Here is an 18,960-nt window from a genome sequence, read left to right as displayed (position 1 = left end):
GATCGGACCGCGTCAGCGCAGCAGCATCGCCCGCCCCGGCTCGCGCAGCACGCCGGCCACGTCGGTCAGGAAGCGCGCCGCCTCGGCCCCGTCGACCACGCGATGGTCGAACGACAGGCTGAGGGTGAGCACGTCCCGCAGGGCGATCTCGCCGCGGTGCTCCCAGGGCGTGCGCCGTACGGCGCCGACGGCGAGGATGCCGGCCTCCCCCGGATTGAGGATCGGGGTACCGGCATCCACCCCGAAGACTCCGACGTTCGTGATCGAGAACGTCCCGCCCGTCATGTCGGCCGGGGCGGTGCGACCGGCCCGGGCCGTGGCCGCGAGCTCGGCGATCGCGTCGGCGAAGTCGACGAGCGGCAGGCGGTCGGCATCCCGGATGACCGGGACGACGAGTCCGCGATCGGTCGCGGCGGCGATGCCGAGGTCGACGTAGTGATGCTCGACGATCTCGCCCGCCGCCTCATCCCACTTCGCGTTCAGCGCGGGCGTGCGCCCGAGGGCGAGGCACACGGCCTTCGCGACGACGGCCAGCACGCCGATGCGGTGCCCGTCGAGAGCGCGGTCGGTCTTGAGGGATGCCAAGAGCTCGGTCGTCGCGGTGACGTCGAGCGTGAGGAAGGTCGTCGCGTGCGGCGCCGTGAAGGCGCTCTGCACCATCGCGGCGGCGGTGTGCTTGCGCACGCCGCGGATGGGCGTGCGGGTGACCCGATCGCCGGGAGCCACGGGTGACGCCGCCGGAGCGAACGCGGGGAGGGACGCGGCCGGGGGGACCGTCGACGCGGGGACCGACGACGCGACGGATGCCACGGGCACCCGGGCCGCGTACTCCTCGACGTGCGCGCGCGTCACGACCTCACCGGGGTGCGCGGCCGCGACGAGCACGAGGTCGACCCCGAGGTCTTTCGCGAGCTTGCGCACCGGGGGCGTCGATCGCGGACGCTCGAGCGGCAGATCGATCGGGCCGGTGCGCACCGCGTCGTGGGGCGCCGCCTCGCGCACGGCCGTGTCGGCGTCGAGGGTGGCGGTGCCTCCGGCGGCGCGAGCGCGGCGCTTCGGCCGGCTGCCCGAACTCGGAGCGGCACCGTAGCCGACGAGGTTCGGGGTGGACCGCTCCTCGGCCGCCGGCTCGGCGACCGTCGAGCGGAGATCTGTCGAGGCGCGCCGCTCGGCGGCGGTCGTGGTCGGTGTGTCGCGCTCCGTGTCCGCGGGACGGACCGCCGGGGCGGCCTCGGCGGACGCGGCCCGACCCGCCTCGGCAGACAGCGCGCTCGCGTCGACGGGAGCGGACCCCGAGCCGGCGTGCGAGGCCGTGAGGTCCGCGGGCGCCGCGGTCTCGGCATCCGCCCCCTCGACGGCGAACGACACCAGCGGCGAGCCGACCGCGACGACGTCTCCGGCCGCGGCGTGCAGCCCCTGCACGGTTCCGGCGTAGGGCGAGGGGATCTCGACGATGGCCTTGGCCGTCTCGACCTCCGCGATCGTCTGGTTGAGGGTGACCGCGTCGCCCTCCGACACGTGCCACTGCACGATCTCCGCCTCGGGGAGCCCTTCGCCGAGGTCGGGGAGGAGGAATTCCGCGATCACCGCACGACCTCCGATCCGGCGCTGCGGTCCCGGACACGGTCGACCGCGTGCAGGATGCGATCGAGGTCGGGCACGTGGTGCTTCTCGAGCTTCGACGGCGGATACGGGATGTCGTGACCCGTCACCCGCTGCGGCGGCGCCTCGAGGTACTCGAAGCACTGCTCGGTGATGCTCGCGACGAGCTCGGCCCCCACCCCCGCCTCCCGCGCGGCCTCGTGCGTGACGACGACGCGGCCGGTCTTGCGCACGGATGCCGCGACGGTGTTCATGTCGATCGGAGACAGCGAGCGCAGGTCGATGACCTCGAGCGAGACGCCCTCGTCCTCGGCGGCGAGGGCTGCGTCCAGCGCGGTGCGCACCTGGGCGCCGTAAGTGACGATCGTGGCGTCGGTGCCCTCGCGGGCGACGCGCGCGAGGTGCATCGGCGGGGCATCGGCCAGATCGGCGTCCAGATCGACCTCGCCCTTGGAGTGGTACAGGCGCTTGGGCTCGAAGAAGATGACGGGATCGTCGGATGCCACGGCCTGACGCAGCATCACGTAGGCGTCCTGCGGGTTGCTCGCGGCGACCACGCGGAGTCCCGCCGTGTGCACGAAGTACGCCTCGGGCGACTCGGAGTGGTGTTCGGCCGCGCCCACTCCCCCGGCCCACGGGATGCGGATGACCAGCGGCATCCGGATGCGGCCGTTGCTGCGGTAGTGCAGCTTGGCGACCTGGCAGACGATCTGGTCGAAGGCGGGGTAGACGAACCCGTCGAACTGGATCTCGACGACGGGCCGGTATCCGCGCAGGGCGAGCCCCACCGCGGTGCCGACGATGCCGGCCTCGGCGAGAGGGGTGTCGACGACGCGCTGCGCGCCGAAACGCCGCTGCAGACCGTCGGTGACGCGGAAGACGCCGCCGAGCTTGCCGATGTCCTCGCCCATGAGCAGGACCTTCTCGTCGGTCTCGAGCGCCTTCGACAGGCCCGCGTTGATCGCGGCACCCAGGGTGAGCGCGGTCATCGTGCGCCCTCCTTCGCGAAGCCGGCGAGGTAGTCGACGTACTCGGCCTTCTGGCGGGCGAGGCCCGCGTGCGGCTCGGCGTAGACGTGGTCGAACATCGTCCCGGGAGCCCGGGTGGTGGCGCCGATGCAGGCGGCGCGCACATCGGCGGCGAGGGCGTCGGCGGCACGGGCAACCTCGTCCAGGCCCGAGTCGTCGAGCACCCCCTCGGCGCGCAGGTACGCCTCGAGGCGCGTGATCGGGTCGCGCTGCGCCCACGCGTCGACCTCGTCGGCGTCGCGATAGCGCGTGGGGTCGTCGCTCGTGGTGTGCGGTCCCATGCGGTAGGTCACGGCCTCGATGAACGACGGCCCCTCGCCCCGACGGGCGCGATCGAGTGCCCAGCGCATCGCGGCGACGCAGGCGAGGGCATCGTTGCCGTCGATGCGCAGACTCGGGATGCCGAAGCCCGGCGCGCGGCCCGCGATCGGGTACTTCGCCTGCACGGTGACGGGTTCGCTGATCGCCCACTGGTTGTTCGAGCAGACGAAGACCACGGGAGCGCGGAACGACGAGGCGAAGACCATCGCCTCGTTGACGTCGCCCTGACTCGTCGCCCCGTCGCCGTAGTACGCCACCGCCACGTCGGTGGAGCCGTCGCGCTGAGCGCCCATCGCCCAGCCGGTGGCGTGCAGCGACTGCGCGCCGATGATGATCTGCGGAGGAGCGGCGTTGATCGAGGTGTGGTCGTAGGCCGAGTGCTCCTCGCCGCGCCAAGCGAGCACGTAATCGGCGGGCTTCGCGCCACGGCCGAGCAGCACGCCGTGCTCGCGGTAGCTCGGGAAGACGAAGTCGCCCGGGGCGAGGGCGTGCGCGGTGCCCACCTGCACGGCTTCCTGGCCGCGGCACGGGGCCCACAGCGCGAGCTGACCCTGGCGTTGGAGGGCCACGCCCTCGGCATCCAGTCGCCGGGTGAGGACCATGTCGCGGTGGAGGGCGCGCAGCTCGTGCGGCGAGAGGTCGGCGATCCACGGGTCGAGTTCGGCATCCGGGACGCGCGAGCCGTCGGGCTCGAGCACGCGGGAGACGTCGTCGACGTCGCCGCGGGTGTCGGCGGATCCGCGGTCGGCGGCTCCGTGTTCCGGCGTGGTCTGGGTGTACGTCATCGTCATCCCTCCAGGTGCGGCCCGGGCTCCTCGTGAGAGCCGGGGCGGTCCGGGCGTCGGCAACACCGCCGACGAGGCCGACCGTACGCGCGGAATGCACCCCGCTCAAGACCTCGTCGTCATATTGAGCAAGGTGCCCATTGCCCGAGGCGGAGACACTGCTAATGTTTCGCAGCATGAGCAAGCTCGACGCGGTCGACCTCGACCTCCTCCGCGCCCTGTCCGCCGATCCGCGGGCCACCGTCGTCGCGCTCGCCGAGAAGCTCGGACTCTCGCGCAACACCGTGCAGGCGCGCATGAGTCGCCTGGAACGCGGGGGCGTGTTCCTGTCGTTCGAACGCACGCTCTCGGCCGAGGCACTGGGGTTCCCGATCGAGGCGTTCCTGCAGGTGACGGTGCGCCAGGCCGAGCTCCCGGCGATCCGCGAGGAGCTCGCGAAGGTCCCCGAGGTGCTGCAGGCCCACGGCTTGAGCGGTCAGGTCGACCTGCTCGTGCGGGTCGCGTGCCGCGACACCCAGCACCTGTTCGACACCGACGCGCGCATCCTCGCGATCGAGGGCGTCGAGCGCACCGAGACCTCGCTCGTGATGGGCGAGGTGATCGGCTACCGCGTGGGCCCGCTGATGCAGCTGGCACGCGAGGAGATCTGACCCGAACCCGCTTCCCCACGCCCACCCGAGGTCCCCGAGCCCGGGTCCCTGAGCCTGTCGAAGGAATCGGAACCCGCGCCGCCTCAGGGCGCCGGCACCACCGGGATGCTCGCCGTCTCCGCCTTCGGTTCGACCGGGCTCCCGGCATCCAGGCGCACGAGCACCACCCCGACGAGGATGAGCGCTCCCCCGACGAACTGCACCGGCGCGGGCGTCTCCCCCAGCAGCAGCCAGGCGAACCCGAGCGCGAACAGCACCTCGCTGAGCCCGACGAACGACGCCAGGCGCGACCCGATGAGCGGCACCGCGATCACCCCGAGCGCGTATCCGAGGGTCGTGGCCACGGCGCCCACCCACAGCAGGGGCAGGATGCCGGGGACCTCGAGTCCCGCGAGCGCCACCGTGATCGACGGGGCAGCGAACGGCAGCACTCCGGTGAGCACCAGCACCCCCATGAGCAGGGTGCCGGTGAGCAGGCCGCCGGCGGCGAGCGCGAGGGGCGGCAGATCGTCGCCCGCGCGTCCCGCGATGACGAAGTACGCGGCGGCGCACACCGCGGCGCACAGCGCGAAGATCGTGCCGAGCAGGTCGAAGCGGGCCCCGCTGATGTCGACGACGAGGACGAGCCCCGCCATCGCGACGACCGAGCCGATCAGCACCGCCTTCGAGGGGGCGCGCCGGGTGCGCACCCACACGGCGATCACGATGAGCACCGGAGCGATGTACTGGATCAGGAGCGCCACGGCGACCGGCATCCGCTGCATCGCGGCGAAGTAGAACAGCTGGCATCCGGCGACGGCGGTCAGACCGAACGAGACGATGAGCAGACCGTGACGGCGGAGGAAGCCCCGCTGTCGGCGGATCGCCCCGATGAGCGCGGGTGAGAGCAGCAGGGCGGCGACGCCCATGCGCACGAGGAGCACGGCGCCGAGCGACCAGCCCCCGTCGAGGAGCGGCTTCACGAACGGACCGCTGGAGGAGAACGCGAGGGCCGAGGCGACGGCGATGAGGAGCCCCGTGACGGCTCCGGAGCCGTGGCGGGTGGGGCGGGGAAGGGTGACGGACGACGTGGTCATGCGGGCCTGCTGTCAGGGGTCAAGAGCGTTTACACTCGTGACAGTACGACCTGGGAATGTCAGGAGTCAACATGGTCTTCATCCGTGACACCGAACTGGTGCTGCGCGCGACCGTCGAACTGGTGAACACCCTGCCCCACACCGAGGTGAGCGGAATCGACACCCTCACGACGATGGCGGAGCTCGACGACTTCGCCACGCGTCACACTTACACCGGTTCGCGCGCGCGAGACGAGCGCGAACTCGCCGCCGTGCGCGGCATCCGTCCGCGGATCCAGGCGTTGTGGAGCGTCGACCGCGACGAGGCCGTGCCCCTCGTCAACGCGATGCTGCGCGACGGTCGCGCCCTCCCTCAGCTCGTGCGGCACGACGAGTTCGACTGGCACATCCACGCCTCGGAGGCGTCGGATCATCTCGCTCAGCGCATGCTCGTGGAGACCGCGATGGCGTTCGTCGACGTGATCCGCGCCGACGAGTACGCCCGCATCCGCGTCTGCGACGCCGACGACTGCGACGGCGTCTACGTCGACTTCTCGAAGAACGGGTCGAAGCGGTACTGCGATTCCGGCAACTGCGGCAACCGCATGAACGTCAACGCGTACCGGAAGCGGAAGGCGGAGACGGCGTAGAGCGCGCCCCCGCCGCGCGTTGCCCCGTCACCCTTCGCCGAGAAACCCCCGGATCGCGGATGCCGCGGCCTGCGGCGTCTCGTAGTGGATGAGGTGCCCGACGTCGGGGATCTCCACCAGCTCGGCATCCGGGAAGAGCGTCGCGAGGTGCCGCTCCGCCTCGATCGGGGTGATGTCGTCTTTCTCGGCGGCGATCAAAAGCGTGGGCTGCGTGATGCGCGGCGCGAACTCGCGGACGTCGTGAGACACGCTCGTCACGAACGCCTCGTGCAGCACGTCGCGGTCGGCGAAGCGTGAGAAGTACTCGTCGTGCTGCTCGTGGACGAACCGGCGCAGCTCGGGATCGCGGGTCTTGGCCATCGCGTTGCTCATGACCCGCACGATGAGCCCGTTGCGCAACAGCCCTTCGCCGATCGCGCGCGGGAGCTTCGCCCCGGCGAGGTAGTAGAACACCGCGAGCCGAGTGAGGATGCCGCGCGGCCCCTCCAGCGCGGGCGCGCCGATCGGGTTGACGAGGATGAGCCTCGGAGTCTCGAGCCCGCCCGCCACAGCGGCGGCCGACACGATCGACCCGAACGAATGCCCGAGCACCACCGCGCCCGGCGCGACCGCTTCGACGAAGGCGCGCAGCCACTGCGCGTACGTCTCGAGGTCGTGCGAGCGCTCCGCCAGGGGCGCCGTCTCGCCGAACCCCGGCAGATCGGGAGAGATCACCCGGATGCCGGGGAGGTGCGCCACGACGGGATCGAGTCCGTGGTGCTCACCGCGGAACCCGTGCACCGCGACGATCGTGGACGCCGCGTCGTCGTCTCCGTAGACCCAGTAGGCCGTGGTGCCGCCCAGGACGTCGATCTCGTGCCGCTCCACGGTGATCTCGGCGAGACGGTCGGCGTAGGGGTTCGGCATGGGTCGAGTCTACGAGGGGGGTCCGACATCGCCCTGAGGACTCCGGCCCTCCGCGCCGGGCTGCGGTCGCCGGAGCGCGCTCGTTCCCCGGCATCCGTAACGCGCGCCCCCATGAAACCGGCCGGCCGCGGCATCCGGCCCCCTCCACCACGCCCCGACCCTGCGCGCCTCGACGGCCATGTCGGACGCCCGTTCTACCGTGGCCCCATGACCACGTGGCAGGCCGAGCCGCTCCCCCTCTTCCAGACGCCCGAGTGGGCGCGCGTGATCGGCGTGTTCGATCTCGAGACCACCGGTGTCGATGTGGAACGCGATCGCATCGTCACCGCGCACGTCGGCGTGCTGGACGTCGACGGCAACGTGATCGACGCCCGCGATTGGCTGGCCGACCCCGGTATCGACATCCCCGCCGGAGCCGCGGCCATCCACGGCATCACCACCGAGCGCGCTCGCGCCGACGGAGCTCCCGCCCCACGCGTGGTCGCCGAGGTCGTCGAGGCGCTCGGGGCGCTGTTCGCCGCCGGCATCCCGGTCGTCGCCTACAACGCGCCCTTCGACTTCTCCCTGCTGAAGAACGAGGCCGTGCGCCACGGCGTCGCGCCGATCCATGCGCCGTCCCCCGTGATCGACCCGCTCGTGGTCGACAAGACCTACGACCGTTATCGTCGCGGCAAGCGCACCCTGTCGGTCGTCGCCGAGCACTACGCCGTCCCTCTCGATTCCGCCCACGAAGCCTGCGCCGACGCGGTCGCAGCCGGTCGCCTGGCCCTCGCTCTCGCCGAGAAGTTCGGACCCTGGATGCCGCAGACCCTCGACGAACTGCACACCCGTCAGATCGCGTGGGCTCGCGCGCAGGCCGCGAGCCTGACGGAGTACTTCGTGAAGATCGGGCGGTTGGATGCCACGGCTCCCCCGCTCGACGGGGCGTGGCCGATCCGCTGATCGACGTTGCACGTCGGCGCGACGCGTTCTCCGAGCTCCGTGAGGCGTACTCCCGGCTGAGCGAGACGTGCCGCGGAATCCGGAGGGCCGCTCCCAGCCGTCGATCAGTCTCCGCGCACCGCGGGGCGATGTCGGAGGTCCGCGCTACCTTCGTGCCATGACCCGCCGTCCCCGTTCCGCCACCCGGCCCGCGCCGGTGTTCCGCGCGAGCGACGGTGCCCCGTGGCCCACCGACGACGAACTCGATCTGGATGCCGAGTGGGCGGCGCTGCGCGAGAGTGCCGACATCGACTGGTGGGTCGACGACGAGGATTCGCAGACGCGGGACTCCCCCGACCATCGGGGAGGCGAACCGCGCGATGTCATCGCGCCGGCATCCGTCCTCGACGACGCCGACGGGCTCTCGGACGGCCGGCCGGATGTGCGGGCGGATGGACGCTGGGACGGATGGCCGGGCCCTCGGCCCGACGGCTGGACGGGCAGCGAGTCGGTCGACTGGCGCGACGGCGGGTCCGGCGCCCCGGGCACCGAGGCGGCGGCTTCCGATCTCGACGCGAGGCTCGGCCACCTCGAGCTCGTCGTGGCCGAGCGGCATCGCGCGACCGCCGAGAAATATCGGCTGATCGCCGAGATCCTCGCCGACGCGATCGCCGACCCCACGCCCTGGGTCGGTCCCGATCCCACGCTCGACCGCGCCTGGCACGACCGGCGCGGCCGCACGGCAGCGGCCGTGCGGCGCGACCGCCTCGACATGGCTCAGCGGGCCGCCGTCGCCGAGATCGCCCTGCGCCTGCGCGTATCGGAGCAGACCGTCCGAGCCCGTGCGACTCGTGCCCAGACCCTGAAGGAGCGATGCCCCCGCCTGTGGCGGACGTTCACCGACGGCCGCACCTCGGAGCGCCACGCGATCGAGACCGCCCGGCTCGCCGACTCGCTCCCCGCTGCCCCGTTCGTGACGGCATCCCCGGCTGACGGCGACGGCCCGGAGAACGGTGTCGACGCGACCCCTGCTTCCGAAGACCCGAGTGCTGTCGACCCGAGCGCCGAGGGCGACGCGGCCGCCGCTTCCGCCGACGCGAGCCCTGTCGACGCGGGCGCTTCCGACGCACGCGCGGATGCTGAGGCGACCGCCCCTTCCGCCGACGAGAGCGCCGCCGTCTGGCACGCGTTCGACACCGCCGTCACGGACCGCGCGGTCCGTCTCGTCCCCGCGAAGTTCGCCGTCGCCGCCCGGGCGATCCGCGAGAAGGTGCACGCCGAATCCGTCGACGAGCGACACCGTCGGGCGGCGGTCGATCGAGGGGTCTGGATGACGCCGGAACTCGACGGAATGGCTTCGCTGAGCGCCCTGCTCCCGGCGGCCGACGCGCGCGGGGTGATGGCGCAACTCGATCGGGCCGCCCGTCACCTCCGGGCCGCGGCGGACGAGGAACGCACGCTCGCACAGTTGCGTGCCGACGTCCTCGCCGATCTCGTCGTGCGGCCCGCCGGTGACGCCGCCCCTCCTCCCTCCGACGACGGGCCCACCGATGCTCGACGGGTGTGGACGACGCGGCACGAGCACTACCCCACCCCGCAACACGCACGACGGGGAAAATCTTCTCCCGTGGGCGACTCCCGCGGCACGCGACCGGCGGCCCCACCACTCGATGCCAATTCCTCCGACCGCCGACACGGACGACCGGAATGCCCCTCTCTCGAGGGATACTCCCCCGGTACTTCACCGGCTTCCCGGCCACCCGATGGGAGCTCTCCCGTTCTCGGCACCACCCCGTCATCGCCGCGGCCCGACGACGCATCCGCCACCGGCACGGAGGGATCAGCCGGAGAGTCGCCGCGACCCCACGAGAACGCCCTCGCAGCTCGGCATCCGGCACCCTCACCCGTGCAGGCCACCGTCATCCTGACGGTGCCCGCGCTCACCCTGCTCGGCGCGGGCCGAGAGCCGGCCACGCTGGAGGGATACGGTCCTATCGACCTCGACACCGCACGTCGTCTGGCCGGAGGAGCGACATCGTGGGTCCGTCTGCTCACCGACCCGGTCACCGCGGTGCCGCTCGCGCTCGATCGGAAGACCTATCGCGTTCCGGTCGCGCTCCGACGGTGGCTCGGTATCACCTCACCCACGTGCGCCTTTCCCGGGTGCGCCCGCTCCGCGATTGACTGCGACATCGACCACCGTCGGGCATGGGTCGACGGCGGTACGACCGACGCCGACAACCTCGACCCCGAATGCCGTCACCATCACCGGATCCGCCACGACACGCGGTGGTCACCGTCGGCGACGGTGTCGGACGACACGTCGTGGACCTCACCCCTCGGGGCGAGGTACGACGTCGACCCGCCCCCGTTCTGACACCCGCTCGCGCCACCCCCGCGCGGCGCCACTCCGCGCGACGCCAACCCGCGCGACGCCAACCCGCTCGCTTCACCCCGCGCGGCGCCACCCCGCCCGCGCAACCCCGCGCCGTGCCAACCCGCTCGCGCCAACCCGCAATGCGCCGCGCCAACCCGCCCGCGCCACCCCGCGCGGACTCATCCGTCACCTCGCCGCGCGCAAAATCACCCACCGCTCGCATCGCCGCCCCGACAGCGCCCTCACTCCGCCCGCAGCACCCGCACCCACGCGACCTCGTCCTGCAACCGGCCCGTGCGCCGGAACATCCGCACCTGATGCGTCTCGGCGAGCACCTCGGCCAGCTGCTCACGGTCGGCCGGGCTGAAACCGAGACCCTGCCAGAACCCGCCGGAGCGTCGGCTGAAGAGCCAGGCCGTGCGCGCGCCCGCCTCGGCCGCGCGGTTCAAGGCAAACTCGGCCAGCGCACGCCCTCGTCCGCCCTGTCGTCGCTGAGGCGAGACGGCGACACTGCGGATCAACGCGTGACAGCCGTCGCCGCTCACTTCCCACCCGGTACTGCCCACGATGGCGCCGTCAGCATCCCGCTCCACCCACACGTGTACCGACGCGTCGCTCAACCCGGTCACCGTCAGGTCGACTGAACGGAGGAACTGCTCGAGGTCCGCGAGCTCATCGGGCGTTCGACATCGCTGCAACTCCACGTGCTCGAGCTAACCAGCCCTCGCTCGCGAACGCGCGCCCCCGACGGCTGACAGGATGATCCGGTGACCTCCCGCATCGCCACCGTCCAGGCCGAGGCGTGGCCCGGCGACGTCGCGCACAACGTGCACCGCGCGGCACAGCTGACCGCGCAGGCGGCCGCTGCACGAGCGTCGGTGGTGGTGTTCCCCGAGGCGTTCCCCACCGGGTACGACACCGCGGTCTTCGCGCGCCCGCTGCCCGACCTCGACGACACCGCCTGGCTCGCACCGATCCAGCACGTCGTGGATGACACGGGCATCATCGCGATCGTCAACACCGCCCTCGATCGCGGCGACCGCCGCACCCTGACCGACGTCGTCCTCGCGCCGCGCCGCGCGCCGTTGGCCGCCTACGACAAGCAACACCTCCACGCCCCCGAGCGGGAGACGTTCACGGCCGGTGGAGGCGGGTTCTCGTTCGAGGTCGACGGCACGTGTGTCGCCCTCTCGGTCTGCTACGACGCCAACTTCCCCGAGCACGCGGCCGCAGCCGCGGCATCCGGTGCCACCGTGTACGTCAACAGCGGAGCCTACTTCCCGGGCGGCGAACGGCGCCGCGACCTGCACTACGCCTCCCGAGCGCTCGACAACGGCATGTACGTCGTCTTCAGCGGTCTCGTCGGCGCCCCGTACGACTTCATCGGCGGCTCGGCGGTCTTCGATCCCCTCGGACGCCGTGTCGCAAGCGTCCAGCACCGTGAGGGCATCGCCGTGGTCGACATCGACCCGGAGCTCATCGCCACGGTGCGCGACGACCAGCGGATGTGGCGAGACCGCCGACCCGACCTCGGCCCGCACCGCCACCTCGACGACCTCGCGCTCGATCGCTGACGTGGAGCCGAGCGGCGTCCGCACCGGCAGTGGCCCGTTCCGACAAGACGGAAGCCCCCCGTCCCGAAGGACGAGGGGCTTCCGTCGCGAAAGTCGCTGCGGATCAACGACCGCCGAAGTTCTTGAAGCGCTGGTTGAACTTCTCGACGCGGCCGGCCGAGTCCATGATGCGCTGCTTGCCCGTGTAGAACGGGTGCGAGGCCGACGAGATCTCCACGTCGATGACGGGGTACTCCACACCGTCGAGCTCGATCGTCTTGTCGCTCGAGACGGTTGAACGGGTGAGGAAGGTGTCGCCCGAACCGAGGTCGCGGAACACGACGGCCTTGTACGTGGGGTGGATGTCAGTCTGCATGGGAGGTCCTTTGAGAAGTGGTGCCCTGGATTCTGCCAGGACGTCAAAGTCTGCGGCGCCGGAGGCACCAACGAAAGAGTCTACCAGGCTCGCGCCGAAGCCGAAGCCGAAGCCGAAGCCGAAGCCGAAGCCGAAGCCGAAGCCGAGGGTTACCCGCGTGCGGTCACACCGCGCGAGCCGCGTACCGCCCCGCCTCGTGCGTGAGCGTGATCTCGAGACCGAAGGTCGCCGAGAGGTTCTCGGCCGTGAGGGCCTCATCGAGGGGCCCGGATGCCACGACCTCGCCGTCGCGCAGCAGCAGGACGTGCGTGAACCCGACGGGGATCTCCTCGACGTGGTGCGTCACCATCACCATCGCGGGCGTCGTCGGCGCCTGCGCGTACCCCGACAGCAGGGTCAGCAGCTCTTCGCGCGCCCCGAGGTCGAGGCTCGCGGTCGGCTCGTCGAGCAGCAGCAGCTCCGGGTCGGTCATGACCGCTCGCGCGATCTGAACGCGCTTCTGCTCACCATCGCTCAGCGTGCCGAAGGTGCGGTCGGCGAGGTGGTCGAGCTTCCACTCGGCGAGCACGCGCAGGGCGCGTCGTTCGTCGATGTCGTCGTAGTCCTCGCGCCAGCGACCGACGACCGAGAAGGCCGCCGTCAGCACGACGTCGAGCACGGTCTCCTCGGGCGGCACACGACGAGCCATCGCCGACGAGGCGAAGCCGATGCGCGGACGCAGCTCGAACACGTCGGTGCGCCCGAGACGCTCGCCGAGGATCGTCACCGATCCCGAGGTCGGGTGCAGGAGCGTGTCGGCGAGCTGCAGCACCGTGGTCTTGCCGGCGCCGTTCGGACCGAGCACCACCCAGCGCTCGTCATCCGACACCGTCCAGTCGAGGTGGGACACGATGTCCCGCACGTTCCGGCGGACGACGACGTCGGCGAACTCGAGCACTTGAGGCATGAATCCAGCCTACTGTCCGAGTCAGCGGGTCCCGGATGCCACGCGGCCCTGTGGAGCGGGAGCTTCTCCCTGCCGCTCCCCGGCGACTTCGGCGTGCCCCAGGTCCCCGTGAAGGAGCCCGCGCCCGTGCGCCGCGACCCGGCGTAGGACATCGGAACGGGCCCGGAGCGAGAACGACCGGAGCCTTACTTCCCCGCGACCTCCGCGTACAGCGCCGCCGTCTCCTGCGCGATCGCTCCCCAGCTGAAGGCGTCGACGGCACGCTGACGCCCCGCCTCGCCGTAGGCGCGGGCGGTCTCGGCATCCGTCACGACCTCCGTCAGCACCCGGGCGAGGTCGTCGACGAAACGCTCGGGGTCGACGGGGGTCCCCGTGCCGTCCTGCACCTGCTCGATCGGCACGAGTCGACCGGTCACCCCGTCGACGACGACCTCGGGGATCCCCCCGGTCGCGGTGCCGACCACGGCCGCACCGCACGCCATCGCCTCGAGGTTCACGATGCCGAGGGGTTCGTACACCGAGGGGCACACGAACGTCGTCGCCGACGTGAGGATCGCGCACAGCTGATCGCGCGGGAGCAGACGTTCGATCCACACCACGCCGTCGCGGGTCGCCTGGAGCCCGCGCACGAGCTCCTGCACCTCGGCCATGATCTGCGGGGTATCGGGAGCCCCCGCGCACAGCACGAGCTGGACCTCGGGCGGCAGCTGCTCCGCCGCGCGCAGAAGATACGGCAGGCCCTTCTGCCGGGTGATGCGCCCGACGAACACGACCGAGGGGCGCGACGGGTCGATCCCGACCGACGCGAGGAAGTCGTCATCGGCCACCGGATGCCACGCCTCGGTGTCGATGCCGTTGTAGATGACGCGCACCTTGGCGGGGTCCAGCGACGGGTAGCTGCGCAGGATGTCGTCGCGCATCCCCGAACTCACCGCGACGACGGCCGCAGCGCCCTCGTAGGCGGTCTTCTCGATGTAGCTCGACACGGCGTAGCCGCCGCCGAGCTGTTCGGCCTTCCAGGGCCGCAACGGCTCGAGGCTGTGCGCGGTCACGACGTGCGGGATGCCGTGAAGAAGGGATGCCAGGTGCCCCGCGAAGTTCGCGTACCAGGTGTGCGAGTGCACCACGTCGGCGCCGGCGACGTCGCTCACGATCGCGAGGTCGGTGCCGAGGGTCTGGATCGCGCCGTTGGCCGAAGCGAGTTCGGCCGGCACCCCGTACGACGTCGTGTCGGCGTCGTCGCGTGCCGCGCCGAACGCGCGCACCTGCACCTCGGTGCCCTCGGCGCGCAGCGCCTTGACGAGTTCAGTGGCGTGGACTCCGGCTCCCCCGTAGATCTCCGGCGGGTACTCCTTGGTCACGATGTCGACGCGCATGAGACGAACCGTAGTACAGCACGGGGCGCGCCGACGACGTGTTTCCGCATCCCCCTCCGACCCCTAGGGTGGTGCCATGCCTGCAGCGCCGAAGGTCTTCGGAATCATCCTCGCCGGCGGCGAGGGAAAGCGACTCATGCCCCTGACGGCGGACCGCGCCAAACCCGCCGTCCCCTTCGGCGGCCAGTACCGCCTGATCGACTTCGCGATCTCGAATCTCATCAATTCGGGCCTGCGTCAGCTCGTCGTGCTCACGCAGTACAAGTCGCACAGCCTCGATCGCCACATCTCCCAGACGTGGCGCATGTCGCCCATGCTCGGCGCCTACGTGGCCTCCGTGCCGGCGCAGCAGCGTCTCGGCAAGCGGTGGTTCTCGGGGTCGGCCGACGCGATCCTGCAGTCCATGAACCTCATCCGCGACGAGAAGCCCGACATCGTCGTCGTGATCGGCGCCGACCACGTGTACCGCATGGACTTCAAGCAGATGCTCGACGCCCACATCGCCTCCGACGCGCGCGCCACGGTCGCCGGCATCCGCCAGCCCATCTCGCTCGCGAACCAGTTCGGCGTCATCGACACCGATCCCACCGACGCCACGAAGATCCGCGCCTTCCTCGAGAAGCCGCAGGACCCCACCGGCCTGGCCGACTCGCCGCACGAGGTGCTCGCCTCGATGGGCAACTACATCTTCGACGCCGACGCGCTCGTCGAGGCGGTCACGCACGACGGAGAGCTGCCGACCTCGGCGCACGACATGGGCGGCGACATCGTGCCGTACTTCGTCAACCGCGGCGAGGCGGCCGTCTACGACTTCCAGCGCAACGACGTGCCCGGCTCGACTCCGCGCGATCAGTCCTACTGGCGCGACGTGGGCACGATCGAGTCGTTCTACGACGCGCACATGGACCTGATCTCGACCCTGCCCATCTTCAACCTCTACAACACCGACTGGCCGATCTACTCGCAGACCTTCAATGCCCCGCCGGCGAAGTTCGTGCGCGACTCGGTGGGCCGCATCGGCAACGCGATCGACTCGATCGTGTCGCTGGGCTCGGTGCTGTCGGGAACGCACCTCGAACGCAGCGTCGTGGGCCCGTGGGCCCTCGCCGGCGGAGGCTCCACGATCACCGACTCGGTGCTCTTCGACAGCGTGCAGGTGGGAGCGGGAGCGCGCATCCATCGCGCGATCCTCGACAAGAATGTCGTGCTCGAGCCCGGGGCCACGATCGGCGTCGACCGCGAGCGCGACCTCGCACGCGGCTTCACCGTCACCGAGACGGGCATCACGGTCGTCGGGAAAGACGTGCACGTCCACGCCTGAGCGCGCAGTCCGGGAATCCGGATGCCGGAAGGGGCGGTGACCGTGTTGGTCACCGCCCCTTCCGGCATCCGTTCGAGAGCGGATCCGCGCCCGTGCGTTCCACGCGGGTCGGAGACCGACGCGGATCAGACGCCGACGCGCGCGAACGCGTCGCGCGAGATGCCCTTGTCGAGAACGGCCCTCGACCACTCGCGCGCGCTGTGCAGGCTGTGATCGCGGTAGTTGCCGCAGCTGAACGCGTCGGTGCCGGGGACGTCCTCCCACTGCACGTCCTCCGCGATCGCGCGCAGCGAGTCGGTGATGGCGGTGACGAGGGCCTCGATGTCGGGCTCGCCCCACATGATGACGTGGAAGCCGGTGCGGCATCCGAAGGGCGAGATGTCGATGAGACCGTCGATGCGGTCGCGGACCAGGCTCGCGAGCAGGTGCTCGATGGTGTGGAGGCCCCCGGTGGGGATCTCCTGCTCGTTGGGCTGCACGAGACGCAGGTCGAAGTTGCTGATGACATCTCCGCGCGGGCCCGACTCCGTGCCGATGAGGCGGACGTAGGGCGCCACGACGGCGGTGTGGTCCAGGGTGAAGCTTTCGACATCGGCCATGGAGGGTCCCTTCTCAGGAGGCGGGGGAAGGTTCCAGCCTACGGGCGCGGTCCGGGACCGGTCGCGATCGTGACGCCGTGCGACGGCGACGCGCGTGTCGGCGCCGTCCGGCGCCCGTCGGCCGGGATGCCACACGCTAGGGTCGAGCGCGTGACTTCGACCGCTCGCTTCCTCGTCGTCCTCGACGCCGATTCGACCCTCATCCGCAACGAGGTCATCGAACTCCTCGCCGACGAGGCGGGCCGCGGGGCCGAGGTCGCCGCCGCCACCGAGGCGGCCATGCGCGGAGAAGTCGACTTCGCCACGAGCCTCCGCTCGCGCGTGCAGGCGCTCGCGGGCGTGTCGACCGACGCGTTCGCCCGCGCGGTCGCTCGCATCGAACCCACCCCGGGCGTGCGCGAGCTCGTCGCCGCCGTACACGAGCGCGGCGGGGTCGTGGGCGTGGTCTCGGGCGGCTTCCACGAGGTGCTCGACACCGTCGCCCCCGACCTCGGGGTCGACGTCTGGCGCGCGAACGGCCTGGTCGCGGCCGACGGCGCGCTCACCGGCGAGGTCGACGGCGACATCGTGGATGCCACGGCCAAGGCCGAGACGCTGCGGCGCTGGGCCGACGAGCACGGGGTCCCCCTGCGCCTCACCTTCGCGATCGGCGACGGGGCGAACGACCTCGAGATGATGAAGGCCGCGGGCCTGGGCCTCGCCTTCAACGCCAAGCCCGCCGTGCGCGAACGCGCCGACCTCGTCGTCGGCGACGTCGACCTGGCCCAGGTCATCGCGCTGCTGCCCCGCTGAGCGTGCGAACTCGTCGGGTGCGTCCGACGGGATCCCGCGTGGCGCGACCGGCGGAGGTCGACCCGCCCGCGCGCCCGACATCGAGGGCTCTGGCCGATGTCGGAGGGGCGTCCTACGCTGCCGACATGGACGTCATCCTCGTACCCGGTCTCTGGCTCGACGCATCGTCGTGGGACGCGGTGCTGCGCTCGCTGCGCGCCGCGGGGCACCATCCGCACCCTCTCACCCTCCCGGGTCCCGCCGTCGGCGACCTCGTCATCGACGACTGGGTCGACGCCGTGGTTTCCGAGATCGATCGCGTCGACGCCCCGGTGATTCTCGTCGGACATTCCGGCGGCGGCAACGTCGTGTGGGGAGCCGCCGATCGTCGCCCCGACCGCGTGCAGCGGGTCGTGCTGGTCGACACGGTCGTCCCGCCGCCGGGCGCCATGATCTCGGAGTTCCCGATCGACGACGGCGTCGTCCCCTTCCCTGGGTGGGACTTCTTCGACGACGACGACGTCTCCGACCTCGACGACGACACCCGCCGACGTACCGCCGCGCAGGTGGTCGACGTGCCCGGTCGCGTTCCGAGTTCGCCCCTGACCCTCACCGACGAGCGGCGCTACGACATCCCCCTCACCGTGCTGTCCGGACGCCTCGACGCCGAGACGCTGCCGCGGATGCTCGCCGAGTGGGAGGCCTTCGCTCGCGAGTTCTCCCGCGTGCGAGACGCCGAGGTGATCCACCTCGACACCGGCCACTGGCCGCAGTTCTCACAGCCCGAGCGCTTCGCGGAGCACCTGGTCGCCGCGGTGCGGTGACGGACTTCGCGTCATGAGCGGAGCCGTGACGGGCGGCGAAGTGACGAGCGGGGCCGTGACGCGCGGCGGCGTGACGCGCGGCGACGTGACGAGCGGGCACCGTCACGAGCCGCACCATCACGAGCCGCACCATCACGAGCGGCGAAGCGGCGAGCGGCGAAAAGACGAGCGGCCGGGGGTCAGTGCCCCATGCCCAGGCCGCCGTCGACCGGGATGACGGCGCCCGAGATGTAAGCCGCATCGTCGCCGGCGAGCCACGTCACGACGCCCGCGACCTCGTCGGGCGAGGCGAACCGACCCGCGGGGATGTTCTTCTTGTACTCCGCCTGCGTGTCGGCGGGCAGCTCCGCCGTCATGTCGGTCTCGATGAAGCCGGGGGCGACGACGTTCGCCGTGATCCCGCGTCCACCCAGCTCGCGGGTCAGCGAGCGGGCGAAGCCGACGAGCGCGCTCTTCGACGCGGCGTAGTTGATCTGTCCGGCCGAGCCGTACAGTCCCACCACGCTGGAGATCAGGATGACGCGACCCCAGCGCGCCTTGAGCATGCCCTTCGATGCGCGCTTGACGACGCGGAACGCCCCACCGAGGTTGGTGCTGACGACGCTGTCGAAGTCGTCTTCGCTCATGCGCAGCAGAAGCGTGTCCTTCGTGACGCCGGCGTTCGCGACGACGACCGCGATCGGACCGAGCTCGGCCTCGACCTGGGAGAAGGCGGCGTCGACGGCCGCCGCGTCGGTCACGTCGGCGCGCACCGTCAGCGTTCCCTCGGGGCCCTCGCCCGAGCGCGCGGTGACGGCGACCTTCCATCCTTCGGCGACGAAACGTTCGGCGATGGCACGACCGATTCCCCGGTTCCCTCCGGTGACGACGACGACGCGGTCCTGAGACATGACGGAACT

Annotated in this window: 19 protein-coding genes; 8 read left to right on the top strand and 11 right to left on the bottom strand. The window is 71.4% G+C overall.

The genetic code is table 11. The features are described from left to right. Window positions 1-12 precede the first annotated feature (12 nt). Genes RWH44_RS08990 through pdhA form a run of 3 tightly spaced genes read right to left on the bottom strand, consistent with a single transcriptional unit; the run spans window position 13 to window position 3,742 of the window. Entirely contained in the window at window positions 13-1,587 is a 1,575-nt protein-coding gene (locus RWH44_RS08990; RefSeq protein ID WP_316004328.1) for a dihydrolipoamide acetyltransferase family protein, read from the bottom strand. Further along, window positions 1,584-2,591, bottom strand: coding sequence for an alpha-ketoacid dehydrogenase subunit beta (locus RWH44_RS08985; RefSeq protein WP_316004327.1), 1,008 nt, complete (start codon window positions 2,589-2,591; stop codon window positions 1,584-1,586). Before RWH44_RS08985 ends, RWH44_RS08990 begins: the two co-directional genes overlap by 4 nt. Beyond that, on the bottom strand, window positions 2,588-3,742 hold the full coding sequence (pdhA, locus tag RWH44_RS08980; RefSeq protein ID WP_437127281.1) for a pyruvate dehydrogenase (acetyl-transferring) E1 component subunit alpha: 1,155 nt from the start codon (window positions 3,740-3,742) through the stop codon (window positions 2,588-2,590). Before pdhA ends, RWH44_RS08985 begins: the two co-directional genes overlap by 4 nt. 170 nt (window positions 3,743-3,912) lie before the next feature. Here pdhA and RWH44_RS08975 point away from each other — a divergent pair, with 170 nt between their 5' ends. Next, window positions 3,913-4,386 (top strand): Lrp/AsnC family transcriptional regulator, encoded by a 474-nt coding sequence (locus RWH44_RS08975; RefSeq protein WP_136585763.1) that lies wholly within the window; start codon window positions 3,913-3,915, stop codon window positions 4,384-4,386. Between the two features lie 83 nt (window positions 4,387-4,469). On the opposite strand, the gene RWH44_RS08970 is transcribed toward RWH44_RS08975, so the two are convergent. After that, complete coding sequence (locus RWH44_RS08970) at window positions 4,470-5,462, bottom strand: EamA family transporter (RefSeq protein ID WP_316004325.1); 993 nt, start codon at window positions 5,460-5,462, stop codon at window positions 4,470-4,472. Window positions 5,463-5,533: 71 nt separating this feature from the next. Here RWH44_RS08970 and RWH44_RS08965 point away from each other — a divergent pair, with 71 nt between their 5' ends. After that, the gene (locus RWH44_RS08965; protein WP_316004324.1) at window positions 5,534-6,091 is read left to right on the top strand and encodes a CGNR zinc finger domain-containing protein; all 558 of its coding nucleotides are present in this window, start codon (window positions 5,534-5,536) and stop codon (window positions 6,089-6,091) included. Between the two features lie 27 nt (window positions 6,092-6,118). On the opposite strand, the gene RWH44_RS08960 is transcribed toward RWH44_RS08965, so the two are convergent. Next, complete coding sequence (locus RWH44_RS08960) at window positions 6,119-6,997, bottom strand: alpha/beta fold hydrolase (RefSeq protein WP_298873009.1); 879 nt, start codon at window positions 6,995-6,997, stop codon at window positions 6,119-6,121. Window positions 6,998-7,204: 207 nt separating this feature from the next. On the opposite strand from RWH44_RS08960, the gene RWH44_RS08955 reads away from it, so the two are divergent. Together RWH44_RS08955 and RWH44_RS08950 are read left to right on the top strand one after the other, a co-directional pair. Continuing rightward, window positions 7,205-7,939, top strand: a complete 735-nt coding sequence (locus RWH44_RS08955) for an exonuclease domain-containing protein (protein ID WP_316004323.1) — start codon at window positions 7,205-7,207, stop codon at window positions 7,937-7,939. Window positions 7,940-8,096: 157 nt separating this feature from the next. Beyond that, the gene (locus RWH44_RS08950; RefSeq protein ID WP_316004322.1) at window positions 8,097-10,295 is read left to right on the top strand and encodes an HNH endonuclease signature motif containing protein; all 2,199 of its coding nucleotides are present in this window, start codon (window positions 8,097-8,099) and stop codon (window positions 10,293-10,295) included. 242 nt (window positions 10,296-10,537) lie between these two features. On the opposite strand, the gene RWH44_RS08945 is transcribed toward RWH44_RS08950, so the two are convergent. Next, complete coding sequence (locus RWH44_RS08945) at window positions 10,538-10,999, bottom strand: GNAT family N-acetyltransferase (RefSeq protein ID WP_316004321.1); 462 nt, start codon at window positions 10,997-10,999, stop codon at window positions 10,538-10,540. A gap of 63 nt (window positions 11,000-11,062) precedes the next feature. On the opposite strand from RWH44_RS08945, the gene RWH44_RS08940 reads away from it, so the two are divergent. Further along, window positions 11,063-11,869 (top strand): carbon-nitrogen hydrolase family protein, encoded by an 807-nt coding sequence (locus RWH44_RS08940; protein ID WP_316004320.1) that lies wholly within the window; start codon window positions 11,063-11,065, stop codon window positions 11,867-11,869. Window positions 11,870-11,972: 103 nt separating this feature from the next. Here the strand turns inward: RWH44_RS08940 and RWH44_RS08935 are convergent, their stop codons facing one another. From RWH44_RS08935 to glgA, 3 genes are all read right to left on the bottom strand, one after another. Next, window positions 11,973-12,224 (bottom strand): type B 50S ribosomal protein L31, encoded by a 252-nt coding sequence (locus RWH44_RS08935; protein WP_055837630.1) that lies wholly within the window; start codon window positions 12,222-12,224, stop codon window positions 11,973-11,975. 163 nt (window positions 12,225-12,387) lie between these two features. Beyond that, the gene (locus RWH44_RS08930; RefSeq protein ID WP_316004319.1) at window positions 12,388-13,170 is read right to left on the bottom strand and encodes an ABC transporter ATP-binding protein; all 783 of its coding nucleotides are present in this window, start codon (window positions 13,168-13,170) and stop codon (window positions 12,388-12,390) included. 185 nt (window positions 13,171-13,355) lie between these two features. Further along, the gene (glgA, locus tag RWH44_RS08925; RefSeq protein ID WP_316004318.1) at window positions 13,356-14,546 is read right to left on the bottom strand and encodes a glycogen synthase; all 1,191 of its coding nucleotides are present in this window, start codon (window positions 14,544-14,546) and stop codon (window positions 13,356-13,358) included. A 76-nt stretch (window positions 14,547-14,622) separates the two neighbouring features. Between glgA and glgC the strand changes: the two genes are divergently transcribed. Continuing rightward, entirely contained in the window at window positions 14,623-15,867 is a 1,245-nt protein-coding gene (glgC, locus tag RWH44_RS08920; protein WP_298873022.1) for a glucose-1-phosphate adenylyltransferase, read from the top strand. Window positions 15,868-15,992: 125 nt separating this feature from the next. Here glgC and RWH44_RS08915 read toward each other — a convergent pair whose 3' ends face one another. Then, window positions 15,993-16,466 (bottom strand): S-ribosylhomocysteine lyase, encoded by a 474-nt coding sequence (locus RWH44_RS08915; protein ID WP_316004317.1) that lies wholly within the window; start codon window positions 16,464-16,466, stop codon window positions 15,993-15,995. 150 nt (window positions 16,467-16,616) lie between these two features. On the opposite strand from RWH44_RS08915, the gene serB reads away from it, so the two are divergent. Continuing rightward, a complete protein-coding gene (serB, locus tag RWH44_RS08910; RefSeq protein ID WP_316004316.1) occupies window positions 16,617-17,258 on the top strand; it encodes a phosphoserine phosphatase SerB in 642 nt (213 codons plus the stop codon). A gap of 125 nt (window positions 17,259-17,383) precedes the next feature. Beyond that, entirely contained in the window at window positions 17,384-18,061 is a 678-nt protein-coding gene (locus RWH44_RS08905; RefSeq protein ID WP_316004315.1) for an alpha/beta fold hydrolase, read from the top strand. Between the two features lie 179 nt (window positions 18,062-18,240). Here the strand turns inward: RWH44_RS08905 and fabG are convergent, their stop codons facing one another. Continuing rightward, a complete protein-coding gene (gene fabG, locus RWH44_RS08900) occupies window positions 18,241-18,951 on the bottom strand; it encodes a 3-oxoacyl-ACP reductase FabG (RefSeq protein WP_264630680.1) in 711 nt (236 codons plus the stop codon). Between the last annotated feature and the right edge of the window lie 9 nt (window positions 18,952-18,960).

Origin of the sequence: Microbacterium phycohabitans (genome assembly GCF_032464935.1) — a bacterium.
GTDB lineage: Bacteria > Actinomycetota > Actinomycetes > Actinomycetales > Microbacteriaceae > Microbacterium > Microbacterium phycohabitans.
Note: the sequence above shows the minus strand (reverse complement) of the source record. Positions and strands in the feature narration are given on the sequence as shown.